Source organism: Gimesia sp. (assembly GCF_048262075.1).
Classification (GTDB): Bacteria; Planctomycetota; Planctomycetia; order Planctomycetales; family Planctomycetaceae; genus Gimesia.
The window spans coordinates 85,945-107,812 of the sequence record NZ_JBLXFK010000017.1; the positions used below are offsets into that span (position 1 = coordinate 85,945).

General features: G+C 51.2%; 22 protein-coding genes. 15 read left to right on the forward strand and 7 right to left on the reverse strand.

Annotated elements, in window-relative coordinates:
* Nucleotides 1–117 precede the first annotated feature (117 nt).
* Entirely contained in the window at nt 118–741 is a 624-nt protein-coding gene (locus ACN0YH_RS24585; RefSeq protein WP_417382242.1) for a c-type heme family protein, read from the forward strand.
* Nucleotides 742–766: 25 nt separating this feature from the next.
* Here the strand turns inward: ACN0YH_RS24585 and ACN0YH_RS24590 are convergent, their stop codons facing one another.
* From ACN0YH_RS24590 to ACN0YH_RS24610, 5 genes are all read right to left on the reverse strand, one after another.
* Nucleotides 767–1,813 carry a serine/threonine protein phosphatase gene (locus tag ACN0YH_RS24590; protein ID WP_417382243.1) on the reverse strand — a complete coding sequence of 349 codons (1,047 nt, stop codon included), beginning with the start codon at nt 1,811–1,813 and terminating at the stop codon, nt 767–769.
* Between the two features lie 74 nt (nt 1,814–1,887).
* Nucleotides 1,888–2,268 carry a hypothetical protein gene (locus ACN0YH_RS24595; protein ID WP_417382244.1) on the reverse strand — a complete coding sequence of 127 codons (381 nt, stop codon included), beginning with the start codon at nt 2,266–2,268 and terminating at the stop codon, nt 1,888–1,890.
* A gap of 102 nt (nt 2,269–2,370) precedes the next feature.
* Nucleotides 2,371–3,249 (reverse strand): DUF1559 domain-containing protein, encoded by an 879-nt coding sequence (locus ACN0YH_RS24600; RefSeq protein WP_417382245.1) that lies wholly within the window; start codon nt 3,247–3,249, stop codon nt 2,371–2,373.
* A gap of 92 nt (nt 3,250–3,341) precedes the next feature.
* A complete protein-coding gene (locus ACN0YH_RS24605; protein WP_417382246.1) occupies nt 3,342–4,757 on the reverse strand; it encodes a FecR domain-containing protein in 1,416 nt (471 codons plus the stop codon).
* Nucleotides 4,754–5,362 (reverse strand): sigma factor, encoded by a 609-nt coding sequence (locus ACN0YH_RS24610; protein WP_417382247.1) that lies wholly within the window; start codon nt 5,360–5,362, stop codon nt 4,754–4,756. The genes ACN0YH_RS24605 and ACN0YH_RS24610 overlap by 4 nt, the downstream gene beginning before the upstream one ends.
* 482 nt (nt 5,363–5,844) lie before the next feature.
* Between ACN0YH_RS24610 and ACN0YH_RS24615 the strand changes: the two genes are divergently transcribed.
* Entirely contained in the window at nt 5,845–6,900 is a 1,056-nt protein-coding gene (locus ACN0YH_RS24615; RefSeq protein ID WP_417382248.1) for a hypothetical protein, read from the forward strand.
* A 14-nt stretch (nt 6,901–6,914) separates the two neighbouring features.
* Here the strand turns inward: ACN0YH_RS24615 and ACN0YH_RS24620 are convergent, their stop codons facing one another.
* Nucleotides 6,915–7,889 (reverse strand): hypothetical protein, encoded by a 975-nt coding sequence (locus tag ACN0YH_RS24620; protein WP_417382249.1) that lies wholly within the window; start codon nt 7,887–7,889, stop codon nt 6,915–6,917.
* Between the two features lie 245 nt (nt 7,890–8,134).
* Here ACN0YH_RS24620 and ACN0YH_RS24625 point away from each other — a divergent pair, with 245 nt between their 5' ends.
* The 6 genes from ACN0YH_RS24625 (at nt 8,135) to ACN0YH_RS24650 (ending at nt 14,587) form a co-directional block, all read left to right on the forward strand.
* Nucleotides 8,135–8,512, forward strand: coding sequence for a hypothetical protein (locus ACN0YH_RS24625; protein ID WP_417382250.1), 378 nt, complete (start codon nt 8,135–8,137; stop codon nt 8,510–8,512).
* Nucleotides 8,509–10,500: a sodium:solute symporter family transporter gene (locus ACN0YH_RS24630; RefSeq protein ID WP_417382251.1), complete on the forward strand. Its 1,992-nt coding sequence runs from the start codon at nt 8,509–8,511 to the stop codon at nt 10,498–10,500. Before ACN0YH_RS24625 ends, ACN0YH_RS24630 begins: the two co-directional genes overlap by 4 nt.
* Before the next feature lie 46 nt (nt 10,501–10,546).
* Nucleotides 10,547–11,386 (forward strand): amidohydrolase family protein, encoded by an 840-nt coding sequence (locus tag ACN0YH_RS24635; protein ID WP_417382252.1) that lies wholly within the window; start codon nt 10,547–10,549, stop codon nt 11,384–11,386.
* Between the two features lie 27 nt (nt 11,387–11,413).
* The gene (locus ACN0YH_RS24640; protein WP_417382253.1) at nt 11,414–12,529 is read left to right on the forward strand and encodes a D-TA family PLP-dependent enzyme; all 1,116 of its coding nucleotides are present in this window, start codon (nt 11,414–11,416) and stop codon (nt 12,527–12,529) included.
* A gap of 79 nt (nt 12,530–12,608) precedes the next feature.
* Entirely contained in the window at nt 12,609–13,490 is an 882-nt protein-coding gene (locus ACN0YH_RS24645) for an RAD55 family ATPase (RefSeq protein ID WP_417382254.1), read from the forward strand.
* Between the two features lie 233 nt (nt 13,491–13,723).
* The gene (locus ACN0YH_RS24650) at nt 13,724–14,587 is read left to right on the forward strand and encodes an HDOD domain-containing protein (protein ID WP_417382255.1); all 864 of its coding nucleotides are present in this window, start codon (nt 13,724–13,726) and stop codon (nt 14,585–14,587) included.
* Between the two features lie 134 nt (nt 14,588–14,721).
* On the opposite strand, the gene ACN0YH_RS24655 is transcribed toward ACN0YH_RS24650, so the two are convergent.
* Nucleotides 14,722–15,384 (reverse strand): hypothetical protein, encoded by a 663-nt coding sequence (locus ACN0YH_RS24655; protein ID WP_417382257.1) that lies wholly within the window; start codon nt 15,382–15,384, stop codon nt 14,722–14,724.
* Nucleotides 15,385–15,824: 440 nt separating this feature from the next.
* On the opposite strand from ACN0YH_RS24655, the gene csrA reads away from it, so the two are divergent.
* The 7 genes from csrA (at nt 15,825) to ACN0YH_RS24690 (ending at nt 21,741) form a co-directional block, all read left to right on the forward strand.
* The gene (csrA, locus tag ACN0YH_RS24660) at nt 15,825–16,025 is read left to right on the forward strand and encodes a carbon storage regulator CsrA (RefSeq protein WP_417382258.1); all 201 of its coding nucleotides are present in this window, start codon (nt 15,825–15,827) and stop codon (nt 16,023–16,025) included.
* Between the two features lie 403 nt (nt 16,026–16,428).
* The gene (locus ACN0YH_RS24665; protein WP_417382259.1) at nt 16,429–17,202 is read left to right on the forward strand and encodes a flagellar hook-basal body protein; all 774 of its coding nucleotides are present in this window, start codon (nt 16,429–16,431) and stop codon (nt 17,200–17,202) included.
* 70 nt (nt 17,203–17,272) lie between these two features.
* Nucleotides 17,273–18,073 carry a flagellar basal-body rod protein FlgG gene (gene flgG / locus ACN0YH_RS24670; RefSeq protein WP_417382260.1) on the forward strand — a complete coding sequence of 267 codons (801 nt, stop codon included), beginning with the start codon at nt 17,273–17,275 and terminating at the stop codon, nt 18,071–18,073.
* A 72-nt stretch (nt 18,074–18,145) separates the two neighbouring features.
* On the forward strand, nt 18,146–19,273 hold the full coding sequence (flgA, locus tag ACN0YH_RS24675) for a flagellar basal body P-ring formation chaperone FlgA (protein ID WP_417382261.1): 1,128 nt from the start codon (nt 18,146–18,148) through the stop codon (nt 19,271–19,273).
* Nucleotides 19,270–20,190: a flagellar basal body L-ring protein FlgH gene (locus ACN0YH_RS24680; protein WP_417382262.1), complete on the forward strand. Its 921-nt coding sequence runs from the start codon at nt 19,270–19,272 to the stop codon at nt 20,188–20,190. Before flgA ends, ACN0YH_RS24680 begins: the two co-directional genes overlap by 4 nt.
* A 38-nt stretch (nt 20,191–20,228) precedes the next feature.
* Entirely contained in the window at nt 20,229–21,314 is a 1,086-nt protein-coding gene (locus tag ACN0YH_RS24685) for a flagellar basal body P-ring protein FlgI (RefSeq protein WP_417382263.1), read from the forward strand.
* A gap of 52 nt (nt 21,315–21,366) precedes the next feature.
* Nucleotides 21,367–21,741, forward strand: coding sequence for a rod-binding protein (locus ACN0YH_RS24690; protein ID WP_417382264.1), 375 nt, complete (start codon nt 21,367–21,369; stop codon nt 21,739–21,741).
* Nucleotides 21,742–21,868: the final 127 nt, after the last annotated feature.

A 21,868-nucleotide genomic window follows, 5' to 3' on the forward strand; every position in this document is an offset into this window, starting at 1 on the left:
AAAACAGCGCTCCTGATCACTCCAGTAAAGGGATTCATACTAACGGAGCATCTGCCAGGTGGGCTTCTCAGTTCGATTCTTGACTCGCCATGGGCAGGCCGCTAATATTGGATGGTGATGTCCACAATACTGCCGCTCAAGCCTGGAGATTCACCCGCCATGTTCTCACTCCCCCTCTCACTTCGTCCGATTTTCGTGTTGTTATCCGTTGTCGTTTTATTTTCTGTAGTCTGCATTGCAGAAGAGAAGCACACTGAAGCGGACCGGCTTTGTGAGAAGAATTTCACCGCTGAGCAAGAGGGGGCTAACGTCACAAAAAAAGTCAGCGTCGATGCAGCCCGGGCGCAGGCACGGCTGTTACATGAGACTCTGCATGCTACTTTATTAATAGTGCATCAAAAGTATTATCGTGAAGACGAAAAACTGCCAATCCCTTCCAGTGTGCTGGATGATGTGTTTGAGGATCTGCAGAAAAACCGCGATATCAACTTTCGCTGGATCTCAGTCAATGCAGAAGCGATGAATATCGATCACGAACCAAAAACAGAATTTGAAAAGCAGGCTGCAGAGGCGCTTTCTGACGGCAAGACTGAATTTGAGCAGGTCGAAAAAGGCGTGTATCGACATGTGGGTACGATCTGCCTGCCTTCCCAGTGCCTTAAATGTCATCTGCCGAACCGCCGCAGCACCGCGACCCGCTTTGCCGGCCTGATCATTTCTCTTCCCGTAACAGAAAAATGAAAAGGCGGACACGCGTGACACTGGATTATTTTGTCATTTTGTAATCCAGTGTGAACTGATGCTGATCGCGTGCGGGAACAATTTTCGTTGTTTCGCACAGCCGTTTCTTGACGGGATTCCAGGTCCGGACTTCGATCCGGTTCTGCGTCGGATAAAACCGCATCAGGCGAAAGCCTTCTGCGCCATAATCTGACAGCAGTTCGTGCACGGAATTGCCGTGTTCTCCTTTGACGGTCTGGCGTAATGCCTGGGTGCGGCTCTGGTCGCCACAGCAGATCAGGAACAGATTTTTGTGTTTACTGAAACATTTCTCCCACATCTGCTGCGAGGTATTTCCATTTGCACCATGGCATTTTTTCCAGACCATGCGGCCTTTGGGGGCATCGAAATAATCACGGGGATCTTTGGGATGCTCTAATGGTCCCAGATCCATGTGTGTGGTGATGATGGCTCTGCGGTCCGCGTGTTGTTCCAGCACCTGGTCTGCCCAGGCTAAGACATTGTCGGGGGCATTGCATTCCAGATGGATAATGATGAAGTCCATGCCGCCTGCGGAGAAGAGTTGAAAGCTGTTGGCATTGTTGCCTGAGACTTCGGGTTTACCACTGGCAGGTTCAAAACAGCCGCCATACCAGTCAAATTCGGTAAACCGGGATTTGGGAAAATACTTCTGAAACAGTGTGGAAACTCCTGTCTTGCCCACCATGTCATGATTGCCGACGCTGATTCCATAGGGGACTTTGCCATGCAGCCGATCCATGCATTGTTGGGCGACTTTCCATTGCTCAGCGTTATTGAGATCGACGATATCCCCGACATGGCTGACGAACACAATCTTCTGCCGATCCAGTTCTTCCACAATGCAGTCGGTGATCGTTGCAAAAACCGGATTTGAAGTTGGATCTTCGGCCTGTGACTTACGATTGGTTCCCTGACCCCGGTAGTGTTGCGTATCAGGGATGACGGCGATGGTGAAGGTTCCCTCTTCAGCGGGAGGCAGTTCTTCAGCAGAGACAGGGAGTACTGACGCGGCAGTCACAAGCATGGTGTTCAGAATCGTGGCAAGTTTCATGAGGCATTTATTTCTACGAAAAGCGCTGTCTGTTTGATGTTATCGCTGAGTCCGGCAGATGGAAACAGTCAGAATTATAACGGGAACTCAATTTTTACATTCGGGTTCGATGACTTCAGAGTGTCAAACGCGGTCTGCTGCAGGTCGGTTTCTGATGCGTCCACTCGTTTGAGTTTACTTAAACTGGCGAGGGTGGCAATGACCTCAGGGCTGGTTTTCTCCGGTAACTTGACGGCGACCACTTCACCGGCCTCATCGAGTACGATTTCTGCACCGCTTTCGTTGAGTTGCGCAACCGCCTGTTGCACCTGTGCTGCGGGTTGGCTGGCCGCCTGATCCTGGGAAGAGGAGCAGCCGCTGTTCCACAGTAATATTGAAACGAGGCAGAGCAGTGAAGCAATGCCAGATTTTGATCGGATGGTCTTCTCTTGATGAGTGAATATTGAAACGTTCATTGTCCAAAATAGCCTTTTGAATATCAGGAGTGAGACTCACCTGCAGGACGACTGTTGCCGGCCCTCCTGCAGTGAGCTCAAGAGTAGGAATCTTATTGACCGTTAGAAATCGCCGATGACTTCGCCGTCCGCGCGACTGCCCAGGTAGGAATAAATAGTGCGGCTCATGTTTTCACTGAGGAAGCGGACCGAACCATCCATCATCAGAAACTGGGCGCCGCCCACATGCATGCTTCCGAATGCGACTTCGTTGTTCGTATTCATGGGGACATCAGTGCTGGCCAGATATTCGGAATACTCGCGGGGCGCGCCATCCCACCCGCCGATGGAAGTCGAACCGATGTAGAAGTGATCTTTAAATGCATCAAAGTCATTCACACATTCACCGACTCCAATGGTATTGGATGAGCCATCGGTGAGGTCACGCATGCGGATGGAGCTGTTCAGAAAGAAGATGCCGTCTGCGTCGGTTACATTGGCTTCACTGTCCGAACCACGGGTCCCTGAGAAACAGGCGAGGTAAGAAGTGGGGACGCGGGCATCGATACCATCGTGGTTGCGATGACTTACGGTCGTGTCAGAGGGGCAGCGATAGACGCTGAGATAAGTCGCACAGGCATCTTCATTCGCACCGGTGCCCCAGTCTGCATTGAAGTCGATCGTGTTATACAGGTTGGCCTGATCGAGTCCGGGCAGAATCGAACCGCTCCAGCCGAGTCCGCCGTTCCCGGTGCCGGTATTTGCGATGACCAGATCAACGTTGAAGCCCGGGGGCAGGATGCGGTAGGTGTCATGGTAATTGTGGATGGCCAGTCCCATCTGTTTCAGATTGTTTTTACATTCAGAACGACGGGCTGCTTCACGTGCCTGCTGGACCGCAGGCAGAAGCAACGCTATCAGAATGGCAATGATGGCGATTACGACGAGTAATTCAATCAGCGTGAAACCGCGGTTTGATCGATTACGGGAGTGGAGTTTCATCTTTCATCTCACTTGGGATAAATACAGGGTTTGTTGTTTTTCCGGTTACAGGATCCGGAACAAGTTTTCGTTAAAATTAAAAGGGACCGTTTTCAGTCCTCCGTGGCGACCAGGATCCGAATCTGGTCTCGGCCAATACCTCCTCCGCCCCGCTGGCTCCAGGCCACGTGCAGTTGTTTTCCGGAGAGGGAGAGTTCCGTTTTGTCACCACGATCAATGCCGCGTCCACTGCGGCCGAATTCCTGGTTGTCGTATTCAATATCAAAGCGACCTAAACTCTGGTCGGTGGCATATAAATCCGGATCGATTTTGAGTCCCCCCAGAACCGGATTGCGGAAGTGAATGGTGCCATTCACGGCTACCCGGGGATGGTCTTTGCCTGCTGCATCTTTGTGTGGCCCGTCCAGATGCAAGAGAAAGACGTTCACTTTCGTGCCTTTAGGGATGGTCTGCCTCTGTTCTAACTGAGCCACAGCTTCCTCCGCTGTCGGGATTTTCCAGACGGTGACATCCTCTTGCAGAACCAGGTCTTTTTGTTCCTGAAACAGGGCCAGGTACTCACTGCTGCAGCAATCGCCGGCTCCCAGTCGGGCAGGCATTTCCTGTCGGTATTCGATCGCGCCTTCGAGGGTTTCAATCTGAGCCTGAAACCGCAGTGCACGGGAGAATCGGCTTTCGTCGGTCTCCAGGGTCACGGCCGGGCTGCCATCTCCTTTCAACTGAATGGCCTGACCGGCTGTCAGGAAGTGGGTGTTTCCTTTTGTCTGTTGATTCTGTTTTTCGGCGCAGACCACTTTCCCCTGAAAGACGTGTGTCTCTGAGGTACCATTCTGCTCGACAGCTACGCCGAACCGGGTTCCCAGGTCAACTACGCGCTGGGAAGGCGTTTCTACCACAAAGCCGACGGCTGCGGGATTGACTTCTGCGGCCAGGGACCCTGAATAAATTCGAATGCTGTTCTGATGGAGCAGTTCAAAGGCAGCCGGGCTCTGGAGCACGATTTCGACGCCGGAATTCATCAGCAGCCGGACAATTCCCTGTTGCAGTTGATAAGTATGACCGGTAAACAGATCTGTCTCCGGTGACAGCTGCTCCGTATCCTGAGTAAAAATCGCATGATCCATTTCTCCGAGGACTGCCACCTGGGTGTGCGGCTCAGGCTGGATCGCATGCCAGGTGAAGTATGCCAGAACGGTAAAAGGGAGAACATAGCAGACGGTCAACAGCAGGTAATGTGAGAATGGTTTTCGCGTGCGCGGCAGTTTTCTGACCGTGCGTTCCTGTTCCGTCTGTTGGGGAAACAGCTCCCACTGTTCCGGGGCGAGGAACTCTTCTTCAAGGATCAGTTCGGCGTGCATGTCCATCAGGTAGATATACAGTTTCTGTGCTTCTACATCGCCGCGCAGGCGTTCGGAGAGTTCTTTCAACTGGGCGCTGCTGGCTGTTTCATTTTGTACTTCGTGGATCAGTTTGATAAGTGCCCGCTGTTTACGCTGGAGTGATTTCATGGGGAATCCTCCGCGTTCATTTTTCGTTCAATGCAATGAAACAGCGCATTGCGGATCCGATCCAGATGTCGATAGATCGTGCTCAAGGGCTGATCCATGATACTGGATGCGGTTTTGGCACCATGCTCCGATTCGTAAATCAGCTGTAACAGGTACAGATCTTTTTCCGGCAGCTGACGTTTACATTGATCGAGGAAATCACGTCTGATTTCCAGCAGCTCTTCACAACGGGCGCGGGTGGATGCGATTTGATTCAGAAGCTGTTCATCAAACAGGGCGGCGAATCGTTTTTTGCGTTCCATCAGTCGCAGGACTTCGAGTCGGGCAATACCACAGGCCCAGCGGGTGAAATTTCCTTCCGACTGATATTCCTCAAACTTCCGCCACAGGACCAGGCTGGTTTCCTGCATGACTTCATCGGCATCATTACGACAGGGAATCAGGGTGAGGATAAACCGGAAAATCCGGGAATACGAGTTGGCGTACAGCCGCATAAAGCGTTCATCCTGTGCAGCCTTCTGCAGCGGCTCGGCGTCTGTGTCTCTCTCTGATTTCGAATCGAATGTGCTTCGATTCGGCGTCATAAATATGTCAGAACGATCCATGGGAGGCTTTATCGTGAAAGAATTCGGGTTCAGAAAACGTGTCTGCGGACTAATGGGTCTGCATGATGTCTCCCTGTAGAGCCGAGAAAATTCTCAGGCTAATTTGAAATAATTCTCATTTCGATCAGTTGAGGAAAATGGGCAGGGATCCAGAGGCAAGAAACGTGCTGGACGTCTTACAGAAAAAGGACGCTATCGGACTCTAAGCCGGTCTGAATAAAAATAAATGCTCCGAAGCTACGTAGCCGGAATATATATGGAATCTTCATATTCGATATGCGAAATCTTCATTGTTCTCGGCGGCTCGCTGTCGATCTGTCAACGTGTTCGAATCGTTCCACATCCTTTCCGTTGCGACTTTCGTCAAATCCGTTTCCTAAATGGGAATTCCCGGCTTCACCATGCACGATATGTTGATGTTCTGTTAGAATTGAAAGCAGCCAACACGGAATTGAATTCTTCAGCAGCTTCGAGGTCAGCTTATGAGTGGAATCATCGGTCATACCATGTATGCAGTTCTGGCGGGGAAAGCAGTGGCGCAACAAAAGCTGCCCGTCGCTTCCCTGATACACAGGCACTATGCCAGTTATCTCGCAGGTGCCTACATGGGTTGCGATATCCAGATCATGCCGGAAGCCATCTGCGTTGATACGGGGCAGGAAGTCGGGTTTGGGACCGCCCCACTGCAACACAGCCCGCTGACCGGTGGTGCTGTGAAGCCGTGGACGCTGAAGTTTCAGAATCAGGAATATCGGCCTCGGGAAATTCATCAGCTGTTCTATGGTCGTGCGCATCTGGTGTTTGGCTGGACGCCTGCAGAACGAAAATTCACGATCCCCTGGGATCATCTGCCCGATTACGCCGCTTTGGTATTTCAGGATACCCGGGACCTGTATGGGCCCGGTGATCGTAAGCTGGCATATCTGTTCGGCTGGCTGGCGCACATTGTCGGAGACAGTTTGATTAAATCGGTTCAGCCGGGAATCACGCTAAAGTTACTGGATGGAAAATACACACCCGCTAATCGCCCGATCCAGGATCTGTTCACGTTGCATGAAGTGGGCCGCAAGGAACTGAACCTGGACTGGGCCAGCCTGCTGTCTGATCTGGCAGATACTCCCGTGGAACCAGTTCAGTTACATTATATGCGGGTCGGCCAGCCACGGGGCATACTGGCTGCTGATTTTCCTGATGCCTGGGCACCACAGCATGCACCACTTTTGTTAAGCGTCCTGCAGGAAAATCGTCGTTATCAGCAGATACGTAATCCAGGGCTGATGAAACGGTATGCACTCAAACAGAAAGGGACGCAATGGGAATGCGATGCAGAACTCAGTCGTGTGACGGGAGGGCTTTCGTATTCCGACATGCTGGCACACGCGGAGCGGGCAAATTTCAGGCATGCCTTATGGGAAATGGGAGAGGCCATCGCGACCTTATTCACACAGGTCGTGGAACGCGTCCCATTTCTGCAGGAGTACCCGGACGGCAGTGTGCCCGGCTGGGAAGAACTCACGGTTCGCTGGAAAGCAGACTGAGGCGTTTTCTGCGACTATTGATTCATCGTCTTTTTCTTGTTGGCTTCGTGTTTGGCGATCCATTTTTCCGGGTCGGCGTCAAAGGCCTTGCGACAACCACTGCAGCAGACCCAGAACGATTTCCCCTGGTAATTTACCTGTGACGTTCCCAGGCCACCTGAAATGACGCAGGTTTTGTCGCCGTAATCAGAATCGCTTTTCGCGAACGAAGTTCCCTTGCGCCGCGTGGTGATCGTATCGACCCGGGCAACACTGTCGCCGCGGAGATCGTAGATTTCAAACAGGTAGCGATCGTTGTTTTGTTGATTCAAGGTGATCTGGGCATGTTTTCGTTCATTCGGCGGATCGACGAGAGACAGGCTCAGTTTATAAGTCGTCTGCAGGATGTTGGGATCGGCATCACCCTCCACTTTGGCAACAGGGACGGAGAAGTCGCCTTCGTAAATTCGCTGGTCTCCGTCTTTATTCGTGATCGTCAGCTGGTACTTCTGTTTGTCCGTCAGATATGTTAAGCGGGCATTTTCATAGTAACGGCTTTTGTCTGCCTGCATGACGAGGGCAGGTTGCTGCGGATTGGTCTGCAGGTCCCAGACCCAGCCCAGAGTTTCTACCGAGCTGAAGCCATCGGTTTTTTTGAATGTGATCCCGCCCCAGTCACCGAGCATGATCTGCAGGGGCTTCAAGGCTTCAAGCACGTTGTCAAATGTCTGTTCGTCCGGAACTTCTGATTTCGCTCCTGCCGTTGGCGATTGACTGCCCAGCGTGATTGGTTCGAACCGACGGGCCGGCTTTTTCTTTGTCCCGGCTGACGCAGTGGAGCTGTCTTCCATCTCCAGAGGTTCCCCGGCTCCCAGGTCGACGCCACTCCCACCGAGGTCGACGGTGACCTGTTCGACCGGTTCCTGAGGCGCATCAGAAGAACTGCAGCCCATGCAGCAGGCCAGTAACAAGGTGCAGGCGGTAACTGGAAACAACGGACGCAGATTCATATCGACTCACTCCCGAAGAGAATTTCTGTTTGCACGAAAAACGCTGCCGGTTTTACAGGTGAAACTGACAGGTTTTATCTGTGAGACAGTATAACAGTCTGTTCACGTTTGTGTCACGGCGAATTCAGTTCTAATAAAATTTGTGCAATCGGGTAGAGGTCCTTTGTGTCTCGTCAGGATCGAGAGTACAATCGGTCGCTTAACGCTCAACTTAGAGATATTCGTTTAGAAGTGAGGGCCGTGCTATGAGTACCGCACCATCGAACGACACAGAGTCAATGCAGGTTGACCCTGTCTTTTTAAACTCAAAACGTGAAGCCTGGATCATTCTGGGATTATGGGTGGTCGCTTTATTGTGGTCCGTCCCTTACTGTTACATGAACGGGTTTCAGTCCGGTCTCGATCCGGAATCCATTGAAACCACCATGGGTATTCCCAGCTGGGTGTTCTGGGGGATTGCCTTACCCTGGTTGGTTGCCGACCTGTTTACGATCTGGTTCTGCCTGTTTTATATGAAAGAAGACGACCTCGGAGTAGCTCACGAAGGTGAAGATCTCGCAGAAGAAATTGCAGAGATGCATGCAGCAGAAGATGAAGCAACTGCCGGGGGGGATAAGTCTTGAGTTTTCTATCTACAACGAATTTGAATCTGCCTACATTGTTTGCCGAGTCCAGTACGAACGCGGCTTTGGTTTCCTTTTTGATCTATACCGCGGCGGTTTTCGTGATCGCCGCGTTGTCGAATCGCCTGCTCAAAAGCAAAAGCTTTCTCAGTGAATACTTTCTGGGAAGTCGCGGGCTGGGGGTCTGGGCGTTTGCGTTGACCTTTGCCGCTACCAGTAGTTCCGGCGGGAGTTTTACCGGTTTTCCTTCCAAGATCTATTCGCATGGCTGGATTCTGGCACTCTGGATCGGCAGTTATATGGTGGTTCCGATCTGTACGATGGGCCTGATTGGAAAACGTCTGAACCAGGTCGCACGCCGCTCCGGTTCAATCACGGTTCCCGATGTGGTTCGTGACCGTTTTCACAGTCCGCTACTCGGTCTGATGGCGGTCTCGCTGATCGTGTTTTTCATGTCATTTAACCTGGTAGCCCAGTTCAAAGCAGGCAGCCTGATCCTGCAGACACTGCTGGATGGAGTTTCCATCTTTGAAAGTACTGCGAACGGTTTATCCCAGGCAGTCGCCGGCATCCCCTATATTTCAGAATCGGAAAGCCCTGAATACCTGCTGTGTCTGCTGGTCTTCGGTGTTGCCGTCATTCTCTATACTACCTACGGCGGTTTTCATGCGGTTGTCTGGACCGATGTGATGCAGGGAATCGTGATGGTCATTGGTGTGATCATCATGCTGCCTTTAGCAATTTCACAGGCAGGTGGTCTGGAAAATACGACGAAGCTGATGGCGAAGATGACGCCTCCCCGCATATCGGATCCGGACAAGGGGGGGATTACATTGTCCCTTGCGCAACCCGCGTCGGAAACACTTCGCATCGAAGCGGGGACCTGGATTACGGACACCCCGATCGACGACAATAAAACGCCTCTGTTGTTTCGCGTCACCAGTGAGGCAGAAATCCCCGAGGGTGAAACCACTGTTGACGAAGTCAAAGTGCTGCAGTTGACCACGTTGGATGATATTGAACGCATTTTAGGTCGCAGAGAAAGTGAAAAGTTTCTCGATGATGTGAGCGTTTCCAATATCGATCTCAAATCGTATGCGTACGGAGAAGAAGGCAGCCAGCAGGGAACCTATATTGTCGGCCCCGGGCCCAGTCCCAGCAGCGACAGCGGTTTCCTCCCCTTAAGCCTGGCGATTTCGTTCTTCTTCATGTGGGCCATTTCCGGTACCGGTCAACCTGCCAATATGGTGCGTCTGATGGCCTTTCGCGATACCAAAACGCTGCAGCGTTCCATCTGCACGGTTGCCATTTATTACACACTGATTTATTTCCCGCTGGTCGTAATCTTCTGCTGTGCCCGTGTTTTATTGCCGGGGATGGAGGGAGAATCGGACCGGATCATGCCGGCAATGGCCGTTTATCTGACCGAACATATCGGTATGGGCTGGCTGGCGGGGCTGCTGGTGGCAGCTCCCTTTGCCGCGGTGATGTCGACTGTTGACAGCTTCCTGCTGCTGATTTCCTCGGCCTGGGTGCGCGACGTCTATCAGCGGAATATTAACCCCGAAGCGAGTGAAAAAACCATCAAGATGTTAAGTTACCTGGCAACCTTTGTTGTCGGTACCGCTGCGATGGTGGTCGCCATCAATCCTCCCCAGTTCCTGCAGGATATTATTGTGTATGTGGGCAGTGGCCTGGCTGCCAGTTTCCTCGCGACGATCGTCTACGGTCTATACTGGAGACGCGTCAATGCAGCCGGCGCCATGGGGGCCATGCTGGGCGGTTTTTCCGTGCATCTGGCGATGTATGTCACCGGCTATTTCGTGAATGGCAGCTTCTTCAAGCCCTACCAGTTATTTGATTTTGATCCGATCATTATCGGCCTGTTTGTCTCGTTTATCTCCGGCTTTGTTGTCACAAAGCTGACGGCTCCACCGCCAGAAGAACTCGTGCACAAATTCTTTTACACCACCAAAGCCGATGCCTGATTCGGACTGTTTTTCCCGCTGACCTTTTCTATCAGAGGCTTATGCAATGGAATACATTGACGCACACTCGCATGTCTGGACTCCCGATGTCAAAAAATATCCCCTGGCACCCGGGTACCAGGTTTCTGACATGGTCCCACCCAGCTTTACGGCTGAAGAACTGCAGGCAGAAATGATGCCCGTCGGCGTGAATCGGGTCGTGTTGATTCAGATGTCGTTCTATGGCTTTGATAACAGTTACATGCTGGACAGTATGGCAAAATACCCGGGCATGTTTTCGGGTGTGGCTGTCATCGACCAGAACGGAAAAAACCCGACGCCGGAAATGCTGGCGCTGAAGAAAAAAGGGGTCCGTGGATTTCGCATTCGTCCCCAGTCGAAAAAAGTTGATGAATGGTTGGACGGAGAATGCATGGAAGAAATGTGGACGACCGGCGCCAAAGAAGGGATGGCCATGTGCTGCCTGATGGATGCCGTCGGCCTGCCTGCCCTGGATAAAATGTGCCAGAAACATCGTGATACGACGGTCGTCATCGACCACCTGGCCCGCATCGGTGTTACCGGGGAAATTGATCCCCAAGAAGTCGATATGCTCTGCAAGATGGCAAAACATCCCAATGTGTATGTCAAAGTCTCCGCCTTCTACGCATTGGGCAAAAAGAAGATGCCTTACCATGATCTGCTGCCGCTGATCCAGAAAGTGTACCAGGCTTTTGGAGCCAATCGTCTGATGTGGGCCACCGACTGCCCGTATCAGGTTCAAGGCGATCATTCGTATCAGGCATCAATCGGTCTGGTCAAAAATGGCCTGCCATTTCTGTCTGCGATGGACAAAGAATGGATTCTGGAAAAGACAGCGGAAAACGTCTTCTTTCAGGGTATTTAATTTTTCAAACTGCGATCAGGTCTGCTCATGGATGCATGCTATCAGATAGACGATACAAGTCAGATCATTTCTCCGGGAATGATTATCTTCAAGGATCTGCTTGAGGACAATTTACGTAAAATGATTGAGCTGGTCGGAGACCCTTCCCGACTGCGCCCGCATTGTAAAACCCATAAGATGCGCGAGATCATTCAACTGGAACTTTCACTGGGAATCTTGAAGCATAAAGCGGCGACTTTTGCGGAAGCGGAAATGCTGGCTGATACGGGTGTCAAAGATATCTGTCTGGCTTATAACCTGGTGGGGCCCAACATCACCCGCGCTGTGGAATTCCGTAAACGCTGGCCCGATGTCTCGCTGCAGGTGACCGCCGATCATCCGGGACCCATTGAATTACTGGGCGAAGCGATGTCCGCTGCAGGGCTCGAAATTGAAGTCCTGCTCGATCTGAATACCGGACAGAATCGAACCGGTCTTGCACCGGGGGATACTGCTGTCGAACTCTACCAGATGATCGCCAACACCCCGGGTTTAATTGCTGCGGGTCTGCACGCCTACGATGGGCAGAATCATCAGGTCGATTTTCATGAACGGGAAATCGCCGTCAAAGAGGTCTGGAACAATGTGAATCGCTTGCGGGATCAACTGGTCACCGAAGGGCTCTCGGTCCCGCGAATCGTAGCAGGTGCAACCGGCTCGTTCCCGATTTTTGCCAGCATTGACGATCCTGAGATTGAAGTCTGCCCGGGAACCTGCGTGCTGCATGATGTCGGGTATGGGGAAATGTTTCCCGATCTGAAATTTACGCCGGCAGCGCTGGTTTTAACGCGTGTCATCAGCCGCCCCGGCCCGGATCGAATCACCTTTGATCTGGGTTATAAAGCGATTGCTTCTGACCCTGCGATGGAAAATCGCTGCCGATTCCCTGATCTGCCCGATGCGAAACCGGTGCTGCAGAATGAAGAGCATCTGGTTGTCATCAGCGCGCGGGCTGGCGAATTTCAGCCCGGCGATGAACTGCTGGCGATTCCCCGGCACGTCTGCCCGACATCGGCTCTGCATAAATCGGTTACGGTCGTCAGTGGCGGAAAAGTGATTGACCACTGGAATGTAGCTGCACGGGACCGCTATATTACTGTCTGATCTCCGATCAGGATCATGGCTGGCACAAGCCGTAAACAACAAAGGCGCGGAGGTTCTTTCCGCGAAACGAAGATTCATCATGGCTGACTTGCGACAACAAACGGGAATTCCGGAACTCGATGAACTGCTCTCGGGCGGATTACTGCCAGGCAAACTGACCGTCGTTCTGGGCGCGACCGGGATCGGCAAAACACAGCTTGGTCTGCAGTTCGCGGAGGCAGGGCTGCAGCAGGAAGGGCAGACCGGGGTGCTGTTTGATATGGCCACCCGCGGGGATTCGCAGAGCCACAGTGATTACGCCGAGCGACTCTTTCAATGGAAACTGCGCGAACAACTGGTCGATGCGCCTTTTGACCTGGACCAGATCTGGGATGCAGAAACGCGAACCGACTACCAGCATCTGTTTCGCCAGAGCGGCCGCCGGGTGACGCGCCGCGATATGGAACTGGATGAATGGAAAGAGTGGAAGCTGGAATTCGTCAAAAAACTGGATGCGGCGATTGCCTTTTTTTATTCCAACTTTGTGCACGGCGTCCGGCGGACGGTGATTGATGGAATTGAACCGACGGATCGCCCCAGCGAATCGTTCCAGTTTCATGCCTTTGAATACGTTTACCATCAGATCCTCCGTAAAGAATGTGACTGGGTCGCCCGTGATCTGTTTCGGGCACAATTTCGCAGCCATCAGGCTCAGGTCGAACAGCATCGATACGATTTTCAGCAGATCGGGTGTCTGCTGCTGCTGACGACGCATGAAGTGATGCTGGATGATCTCATACAACGTCCCATCGAGAGTGGAGATGTTCTTTCCAATGCAAATACCATCATTCTGATGGGGAAAATCAAGGACGGAAACCGGATGAGCCGGGCACTGCATGTTGCCAAGCATCGTGGCAGTGCCGTCGATGAATCCCTGGTACCCTATGAGATTCAGGAGTCCGGGCTCAAACTGTTGAAGTAAGCCCAACCAGGATTTTCTGAGGAGGGAAAACCATTCTCAGAAGCGGGAGCCAAGGCGCGCTATAATAGTCCCGACCGTTATTTCTGGAACACTTGCCTCCGAGTATCAATAAACTGGTTTTCGGATTTCAATTATTGACCGTGTCTGCGTTCTCTCAAAGATAGATTTCAAGAGAAGAAAACCCCCCAACGGGCTAAAAGGCAACGCAGTAAACTACAAAAAGAAGGACGGTCATGTTAGTTGATAATTGTGCAGACCCTATTGATCTGGCAGATCTATTTGTTCAACGTTTAGATCGCTTACACTCGGCCCCAAAAGTGGCGCAGCAAATCCTGCAACTGACTCGAGATCCGGAAAGCCGCATCGATGACATTGTTCGATGCATCGAGCATGATCCCGGGCTGGCAGCGAAAATCCTGCAGGTCGTGAACTCATCCAAGTATGGTGTTTCCAGACAGATCACCAGTATCAGACACGCGGTCTCCTATCTGGGAAAAGATGCGATTCGCATGTTGACGGTCAGTTTCTCGATGGTGGAATCACTCACCAGACGCAGCAAGGGCCGCATTTTTGCCGATTACTGGCAGCGGGCACTTACGATTGCTTCCATCTCATCACATCTGGCAAATCACCACAAATGCCTGAAGAATGATGAAGCCTACACAGCGGGTCTCCTGGCGGATGTCGGAATTCTGGTTTTTTCACAGGTCGAACGTGAGCAATACAGCCTGATCTATGAAAGTTATCCCCATGGAGAGCAGTTGCTGAAAGGGGAACAGCAGTATTTTGGCTTCGATCACGCTCTGCTTGGAGCGCGTCTGCTGGATCACTGGGCGCTGCCTCAGGAAATGGTCACAGCGATTGAACAGCATCACGGTGACGGACAGCATGGTTGTCCGTTGGGAATGGCGATACGTACTGGGAGCCTGTTGGCAGGTTCGGTGTGGAATCGTAGCTCCGAAGAGTATCTGGAAGCAGAAGAAATTATGCTGACCTACTTCGACCTTGATGAAGAGCAGATTGAAAACATGATCGAATCATGTAAACAGGATATTACCGAGAGCGCCACATTTTTTGGTGTGAACCTGGAAGGCTGACCAGTCAAATTAATGGGCTGGGATCAAACGCGATTTCAAAGGAACCTGTATTCAGGTTAGCGATAGTATCTCAAGGAGCGTTGGGGCTGAGTATATCGTGGCTCGGGAGATGCTACAGTTAAAATGGATACAGTCTAACGGTTCCTCTTTGATTTCGCGTTTTCTTTTTCATACGCCTGTCGGAGAACATCCGTTAATTGAGTCTGGGTATAAATATAGGGAGTGGGCTGGTTGAATCCTTTTCCTGTTTTCGTTTTGGACAGGTATTTACCCAGATTTTTGCCCCCTTTGGTGGTCGTCATATATTCGATCATCGTGTATCCGCCAGGCGAGTTGATGAATTCCCGGATACGACGCTTGCCATAAGGCATGACCAGAATATGGTCGAGACGATCGTAGCCCCCCGGCATCTGGGCAATGCGCCGCATGAAAATGATCCCTTTGGGCGTACTGAGTTGAGCGGCCAGAAAATCGGTATCAGCATGCAGTCGTTTGAGGATTTCTTTCTCCGCTTTAACTGGCCAGCCCGCCTGTTGCAATTCCCGTAACAGGGGTTTGATCTGACCGCGGGTCAACAGATCTCCTGATTTATAGCCTTTGCGATCAGAAAAATAGTCTTCAATGATCTGCATGACTTCATCCAGGGAGGGAACTTTTTTCTTTTCAGCCGTCTCGGGTACGATTTCCGGCAGTGAATCGGCAGCAGGAGCTTCTGAATTCTGAGCATTTCCTCTGCTCACGGGAAGCAGGCAAATAAGAATTGCGACGACAAGAGACAGTTTCCGCATGGCTGACATGGTATTTAATCTTCCTTCCCGGTTGATGAGCGACCAGGAATATGAACCTGGCAGAGTTTTGACTCCCTATATTTATCGACCAGACCCATCTGGTTGTATCACAGGCAAAACAAATGGCTTCTGGACAGACTGCTACATCAACTCTACCATGCTGTTGCAAAGTGAGACACTTTTTTGCCACAAAAGTGTATAATCCTGACTGTAGATCTCAAAAAAGATAGAATGGGATAAATGTGGCACTTGGTGGATAGGTCACATATTTGCGGTAAACTTTAGGGATTATGATAAATATTTTAATTTTTTCGATTTTATTTCAAACTGGAATCGGGTTTGCTGAGTATAATATACAAGTTCTAAGGAAGTAACTTGAGACTATCGTGAGTTTGTAGGGCCTATTGGAATAATCAAAGGAATGTATCCCATAAGAAAGGAGTCCACTGATGTTAGTGCTCACAAGACGCAAGGATGAAGAGATCATTATTAACGATAATATCTCCATTAAAATCCTGTCAGTTAAGGGAAATCGAGTTCGACTGGGTGTTGAGGCACCTGATGACGTGTCAGTGAATCGAGCTGAGATTCGAAAACTGGTACAACAGTTCGAAGTCGAATGTGTTCCCGTGCAAGGTTGTGGTCTTTAAACAACCAGACTGGTCGATGAACTGTCTGGCAGGTTGATCAGGAATCAGCTGTCTACATTCAGGCCAGCCTGAGAGGGCTTGAAACAAGCCTTCTGCTCCCCCACCACTAAACAGATATTTTCTGTTCACATTTCTTGTATTGCTTTCAGAAGATTACCCATTCTGTTGCTGGATCGACACCGATATCAGACATAAATGTCTGGTTATGGTTTCGATGCAGGATGTTATACTGGGTGTGCATGGATGGATGGGGTGGTTGGAATAAATTTTCCGATTACATTAAAGATACCTGTTGTAGGGGTCCGATAGATATACGGGGGGAAGTGTCTATCGAAACTCTTTGATTTCGTTGTGAAACGGTTTTAGATACCGGAAGAGCAACGAGTTCAAGTCAGGTATCCCAATGATTTACGGCATGTACCTCTCAGCGCAAGGCGCCGAAGCAAATTCGGTGCGGCTTGATGTGCTTTCAAACAATATGGCCAATGCGAACACAACATCATTTAAACGTGATGTTCCCATCTTTCGCATGAATCCCCCCCATGATCAGCAGGAGGGGGCTCTCAACCCATTGCCCGGTGATCTGGAAAATCACACTGGTGGCATTACCCTGGAAAGTATCACCACCGACTTTGAACCCGGTTCGCTCATCACTACAGACAGTGAGTTCGATCTGGCCTTAAAAGGACAGGGCTTCTTTCAGGTTGGCAGCGCACAGGAATCATTTCTCACACGCAATGGATCACTCTCGCTGGACGGAGATCGCCGCCTGGTGACAGCCGACCATGGCATGCCCATTCTGACGACAGATGGAAGAGAAATCAAAGTTCCCATTGAAGCCTCCCACGTGGCCATTACACCCGATGGTGTGGTCAGTCCCTTTGATATTGATAATCAACCGATGGGGAAACTGGGCCAGCTGGCAGTAGTGATGCCAGGCTCCCTGGATGAGCTCGTCAAAATCGGGAAGAACATGTACACAACAGAAGGACGTGTAAATCCGCTGGAAGGATCAGCGAATATTGCACAGGGCTTTATTGAAGCATCAGGCACTAATTCCGTAGAAGAGATGATGGAACTGGTGACCTCTTCCCGGATGTTTGAATCCAATATTAATATGATCAAGTTACAGGATGAATCACTCGGGCGTTTACTGCAAAGTGTGCCACGACGTTAAGCAAACAATTTTTTAGATGGCGACCTGCTTTTATTTTTTAAAACAGGTTAAGGGAGTAAGGAGACAACCCATGGCAGTAAGAGCCCTGTATTCCAGCGCTTCGGGAATGGCTGCAAACAGCTTTAATCTCGATGTCATTGCCAACAACCTGGCCAACTCCGGCACCACTGCGTACAAACAGAGTCGGGCCAATTTTGAAGACATTTTCTACGAAAATTTCAAGCTGCCAGGCGTGCAGGACAATCAGGGAAATATCACTCCGACAGGGATTGCCCTTGGTATTGGTACCCGGGTCCAGAGTACTGAAGGCGATTTTGAACAGGGTTCGATTTTGCCATCCAATGGAGTCTATGACCTGGCGATCGTCGGCGATGGCTTTTTCCGCGTCAATGACGGGACACAGGATCTTTACACCCGTGCCGGTAACTTCTCATTGAATGCCAATGGAAACCTCGTGATGGCTTCTGCCGATAAAGGTTACCAGCTCCAGCCCACGATTTCGATTCCCCAGGATGCGATCAATGTTACCATCTCCGGTGATGGCGTTGTCAGTTATCAGCAGCAGGGATCGAACCAGATTCAGACCGCCGGCAATATTCAGATCGCCCGTTTCATCAATAATCAGGGTCTGCTACGACAGGGAGATAACCTGTTTATGGAGACCACCGGTTCCGGTCCTTCCCAGTTTGGTGATCCGGGAACAGAAGGTCGCGGCCAGCTGCGACAGGGGTTTCTGGAACAGTCCAACGTGGAGCCCGTTCGAGAACTGGTCGAGCTGATCAAAACCCAGCGTAACTTCGAACTCAACAGTCAGGTCGTGCAGGCAGCCGACCAGTCTCTGCAGACCATTGCCAACCTGCGTCGTTTCTAATTCCTCTATGAAATAAACCGTTATACTATACAAAGTTGATACTGCATGTTTCGTTTCTGGATCAAATCGTTCTTGAGTTTCACAATGCTTGTCTGCTGCGGTGTTTGCAGTACGGACAGTCTGCATGCGGAAATTCTGCGGCTGAAAGCGACCGCTGAGGTGAATACGTCTGTCGTACGCCTGGGCGATATCGCTGATGTTCTGCACGCCGATCCGGAACAGGTGACACGCATGCAGAGCATGATCCTGCAGCCGGCTCCTCCACAGGGGCGCACTCAGGTCATTACCATTTCACAGATCCGGGGACGTTTACAGGCTCTGGGGGTGGATTTAAGCCAACTGGAACTGACGGGCCGCAGCCAGGTTCGCGTCAGTTCACAGAAAGAAGAGCAGGAAGCCAAGCGACCACAGGTGGTCACGACGCGACAGGATCTGGAACAGGCAGAACAGAAAGTTCAGCAGGCATTCTCCGACTGGATCAGAAGCAGTTACCCGAACTCGCAACAGTTTTCTCTCACAGTCCGTCTGCCACGTGAAAATGTGCAGCAGGTACTCGATAACCGTGCCGACATGTTTCGCTTTGCCGGACTGGATCAACTGCTGGAAACAGAGCAGGCCGTCGGCATGAAGCTGATTGATGCACAAGGTCAGGTTCACGAAATGCGTATTATCTGCCAGCTGAAGCGGATCCCTGAGATTCTGGCAGCAAAATACACTTTAAACAAAGGCACGGTCGTTCGTGCTGATGATCTGGTCTGGATTCGACCAGAGAAAGAACAGACTGGCATTACTGATCCCCGCCTGGTGATTGGCAGAGAATTGACGCGGACCGTGTACCAGGCCCATGTGATGCGAAGTCAGGATCTGATGGAAGTCCCGCTGATCCGTGATGGTGCGATTGTGACTGTTTATGCCCGACGTGGTGGTATTTCGGTTCGTCGTGAAATGCGGGCCCAGGGGACAGGTGGCATGGGGGATCCGATTACATTGATCGCGCTGGAAGGCCGGGACCGACTGATGGCGACCGTGACTGGATATAACCAGGCGGAAGTGAATTACCGACCCACGAATGAAATACAGCCAAAGAACGGGATTCAATTCATTTCCGGTTCATCTGACGCGGCTGTCGGCAATACTCAGTCCGGAAACATTCGCAATGCGGGCGGGTATGCGATTCGAAGAGGGGGAATTCGAAAATGAAAAATAGTACACGAAACAGTGAGCGAATCTGTCAGCGCACGAAGCTGCTGGCAGTGTTACGGGAGGCGATTTCCCTGGGAAGTATCGTATTGTTTTGTTCGTCTGTCGTGCAGGCGCAGGAACCCACAGTGCAGGGAACCGCGCAGGCCAATTCGAGCACTGCAATACGATCCTCCCAGGGTACTTCCACAAAAGAAACGACCACGCAGACACAGCAGCCTGCGGAAAAAAAAGAGCAACGCGTCCCCCGTCTGGCCTCGGCTCAAATCAACGAGTTTGGTTTTCAGACCGAAGCCCTGCAACTGACATCGTCCCTGGCGAACACCTTTGGTCAGGGAGACCTTTATTCAAATTCTCCCAAGCCGCCGCTGATCAGAGATTATTCACTGATCTACGTGCCGGCACCGGAACCGATCGTCGTGAAGGTCCATGATATTATTACGATCATGGTGGATGAAAAATCCAGCGTGACCGTTGATTCCCGGTTCAACCGGAATCGAACCGAAACACTGAAGGCGGAACTGAAGGAGTTCATGCGAATCGATGCAGCAGGGAACCTGGCACCCGCGGCTTTGAACAGTCCAAAAATTGATACACAGCTGCAGGGGCGTCTGCAGAGTACCGGTCAGTTAGCAGACCGGGAAGGCATCCAGTACCGGATCGCCGCCATTGTCGTCGATATCCGTCCGAACGGAAACCTGATTCTGGAAGCCCGTAAAAGTATCCGAACCAATCATGACGTCTGGGAATATCGCTTGACGGGTGAAATTCGCAGTAAAGATGTAAACCGTGATAACACGGCGTTAAGTGAGAATATTGCCAATCTGGATATCGTCAAACACCAGAGAGGTAAAGTGTATCAGAGTACCAAACGACCATGGGGGGTGGTGTTGTACGACTGGTTCTTTCCATTTTAATTCGACTTCTCTCTGTTGAAGTGTGACGGGAAATTACTATGCCAGCCCGACTAATCAAATCTGTTATATGCCTGATGATGTTCCTCGTCTGCCTGCAGTGTTCGGTTTCCGAACTGCAGGCGCGGACTCGCGTGGAAAATATCTGCAGCGTGTATGGCATGAAAGAAATCAAACTGACCGGCATGGGCCTGGTCGTCGGTCTGGATGGAACGGGTGACGGAGGCAAGAATCTGCCCACGATTCGCAGCCTGGCGGCGGCTCTCAAGCATTTGAATAACCCGGTCGTCGATCTGGCGGATCTGTCTGCTGCCAACAATGTGGCGCTGGTCATGATTGAAGCGACTATTCCTGCCAGTGGGATCCGCAAAGGGCAGAAGCTGGATTGCTATGTCAGTTCCATGCTGGGAGCGAAAAGCCTGCGTGGCGGTCGACTGCTGGTCGCGCCCGTGGCAACACCGGAGATCGGAAACGGCATCGGTGCCGGTCTCTGCTCTGGTGGGATCATCCTGGAAGATGAACTTTCACAGGCAACAGGAAAAATTATCAACGGACTGGTCATGGAACGGGACTTCGATCTCCCGTTCATCGACCGGCGAACACGTTCCATCACACTGCTGGTCGATCGACATCATGCCGGTTTTCATACCGCCAGTGAAGTGGCACGCGTGATCAATTCGGAATTCAGTTTTGAAGCCGGCAATCGGCAACTGGCGATTGCCCAGGGACCGGGGCGGGTTTTTATCCGTATTCCCAGGCAGTATATGGAATCACCGGTCGAATTTGTGGCTGCCGTGATGGAGGTGGGCATTGATCGCCCCCATCAGCAGGCACGGGTTGTGGTCAATCCAAAATCACAAACGGTTGTTGTCACCGGCGAAGTGGAAATCAGTCCGGTGGTGATTTCACATAAAAATTTAACTGTAGGTGTCGGAAATCCTGCAGAGGGGGGGCTACCGGGAGGCTTTGTGCCAATCACGGGTGAGCAGGGACAACAGAGCACGCAACGGTTACAGCAACTGGTGGAAGCATTGAACCAGTTGCGTGTACCGACGGAAGATGTGATCAGCATCATCCGGGAGTTACATCGTTCTGGAAAACTGCACGCTGAGTATGATGAGCATTGATCTGGGCTGACGCCGGTTCCATTTTTAAATCACTTTTCAGGAAATACCAGTGATGACCTCTCTCTCCGCCATTCAACCTTCGATCAACCAGACCTCGCTGTTGTCAAATGTGACCGGCGCACCTGCTGAATTAAATCAAACTGGCGAGGATGCATCGGAACTGAAAGAAAAGTTCCAGGAGTTCGTCGCAGGTACATTTTACCAGCAGATGTTTAAAGCGATGCGGTCTGCCCAGGGCAAGCCGGCCTATTTTCATGGTGGTCAGGCCGAAGAGATGTTTCAGTCACAACTGGACCACCAGATCTCAACAGATATGGCAAAAAATGAAGGGGGCAGCTTCTCTGATGCGTTGTTTTCCTCGTTTTCGCGACAACTGAATGCGAAATCGCTGGATTCCATAGATACCGCTGCAGGTTTAACACCTTAGGCATCATCAGCTTAAGTCGGTGGAAAAGATTCTGGTTAAAACAGACGCGAGACCTGGATCGAATATGCCGATTATAACGATAGGCGATTTTCTCCGCTCACAGGGCGGATTATATAAAACGGGAGAA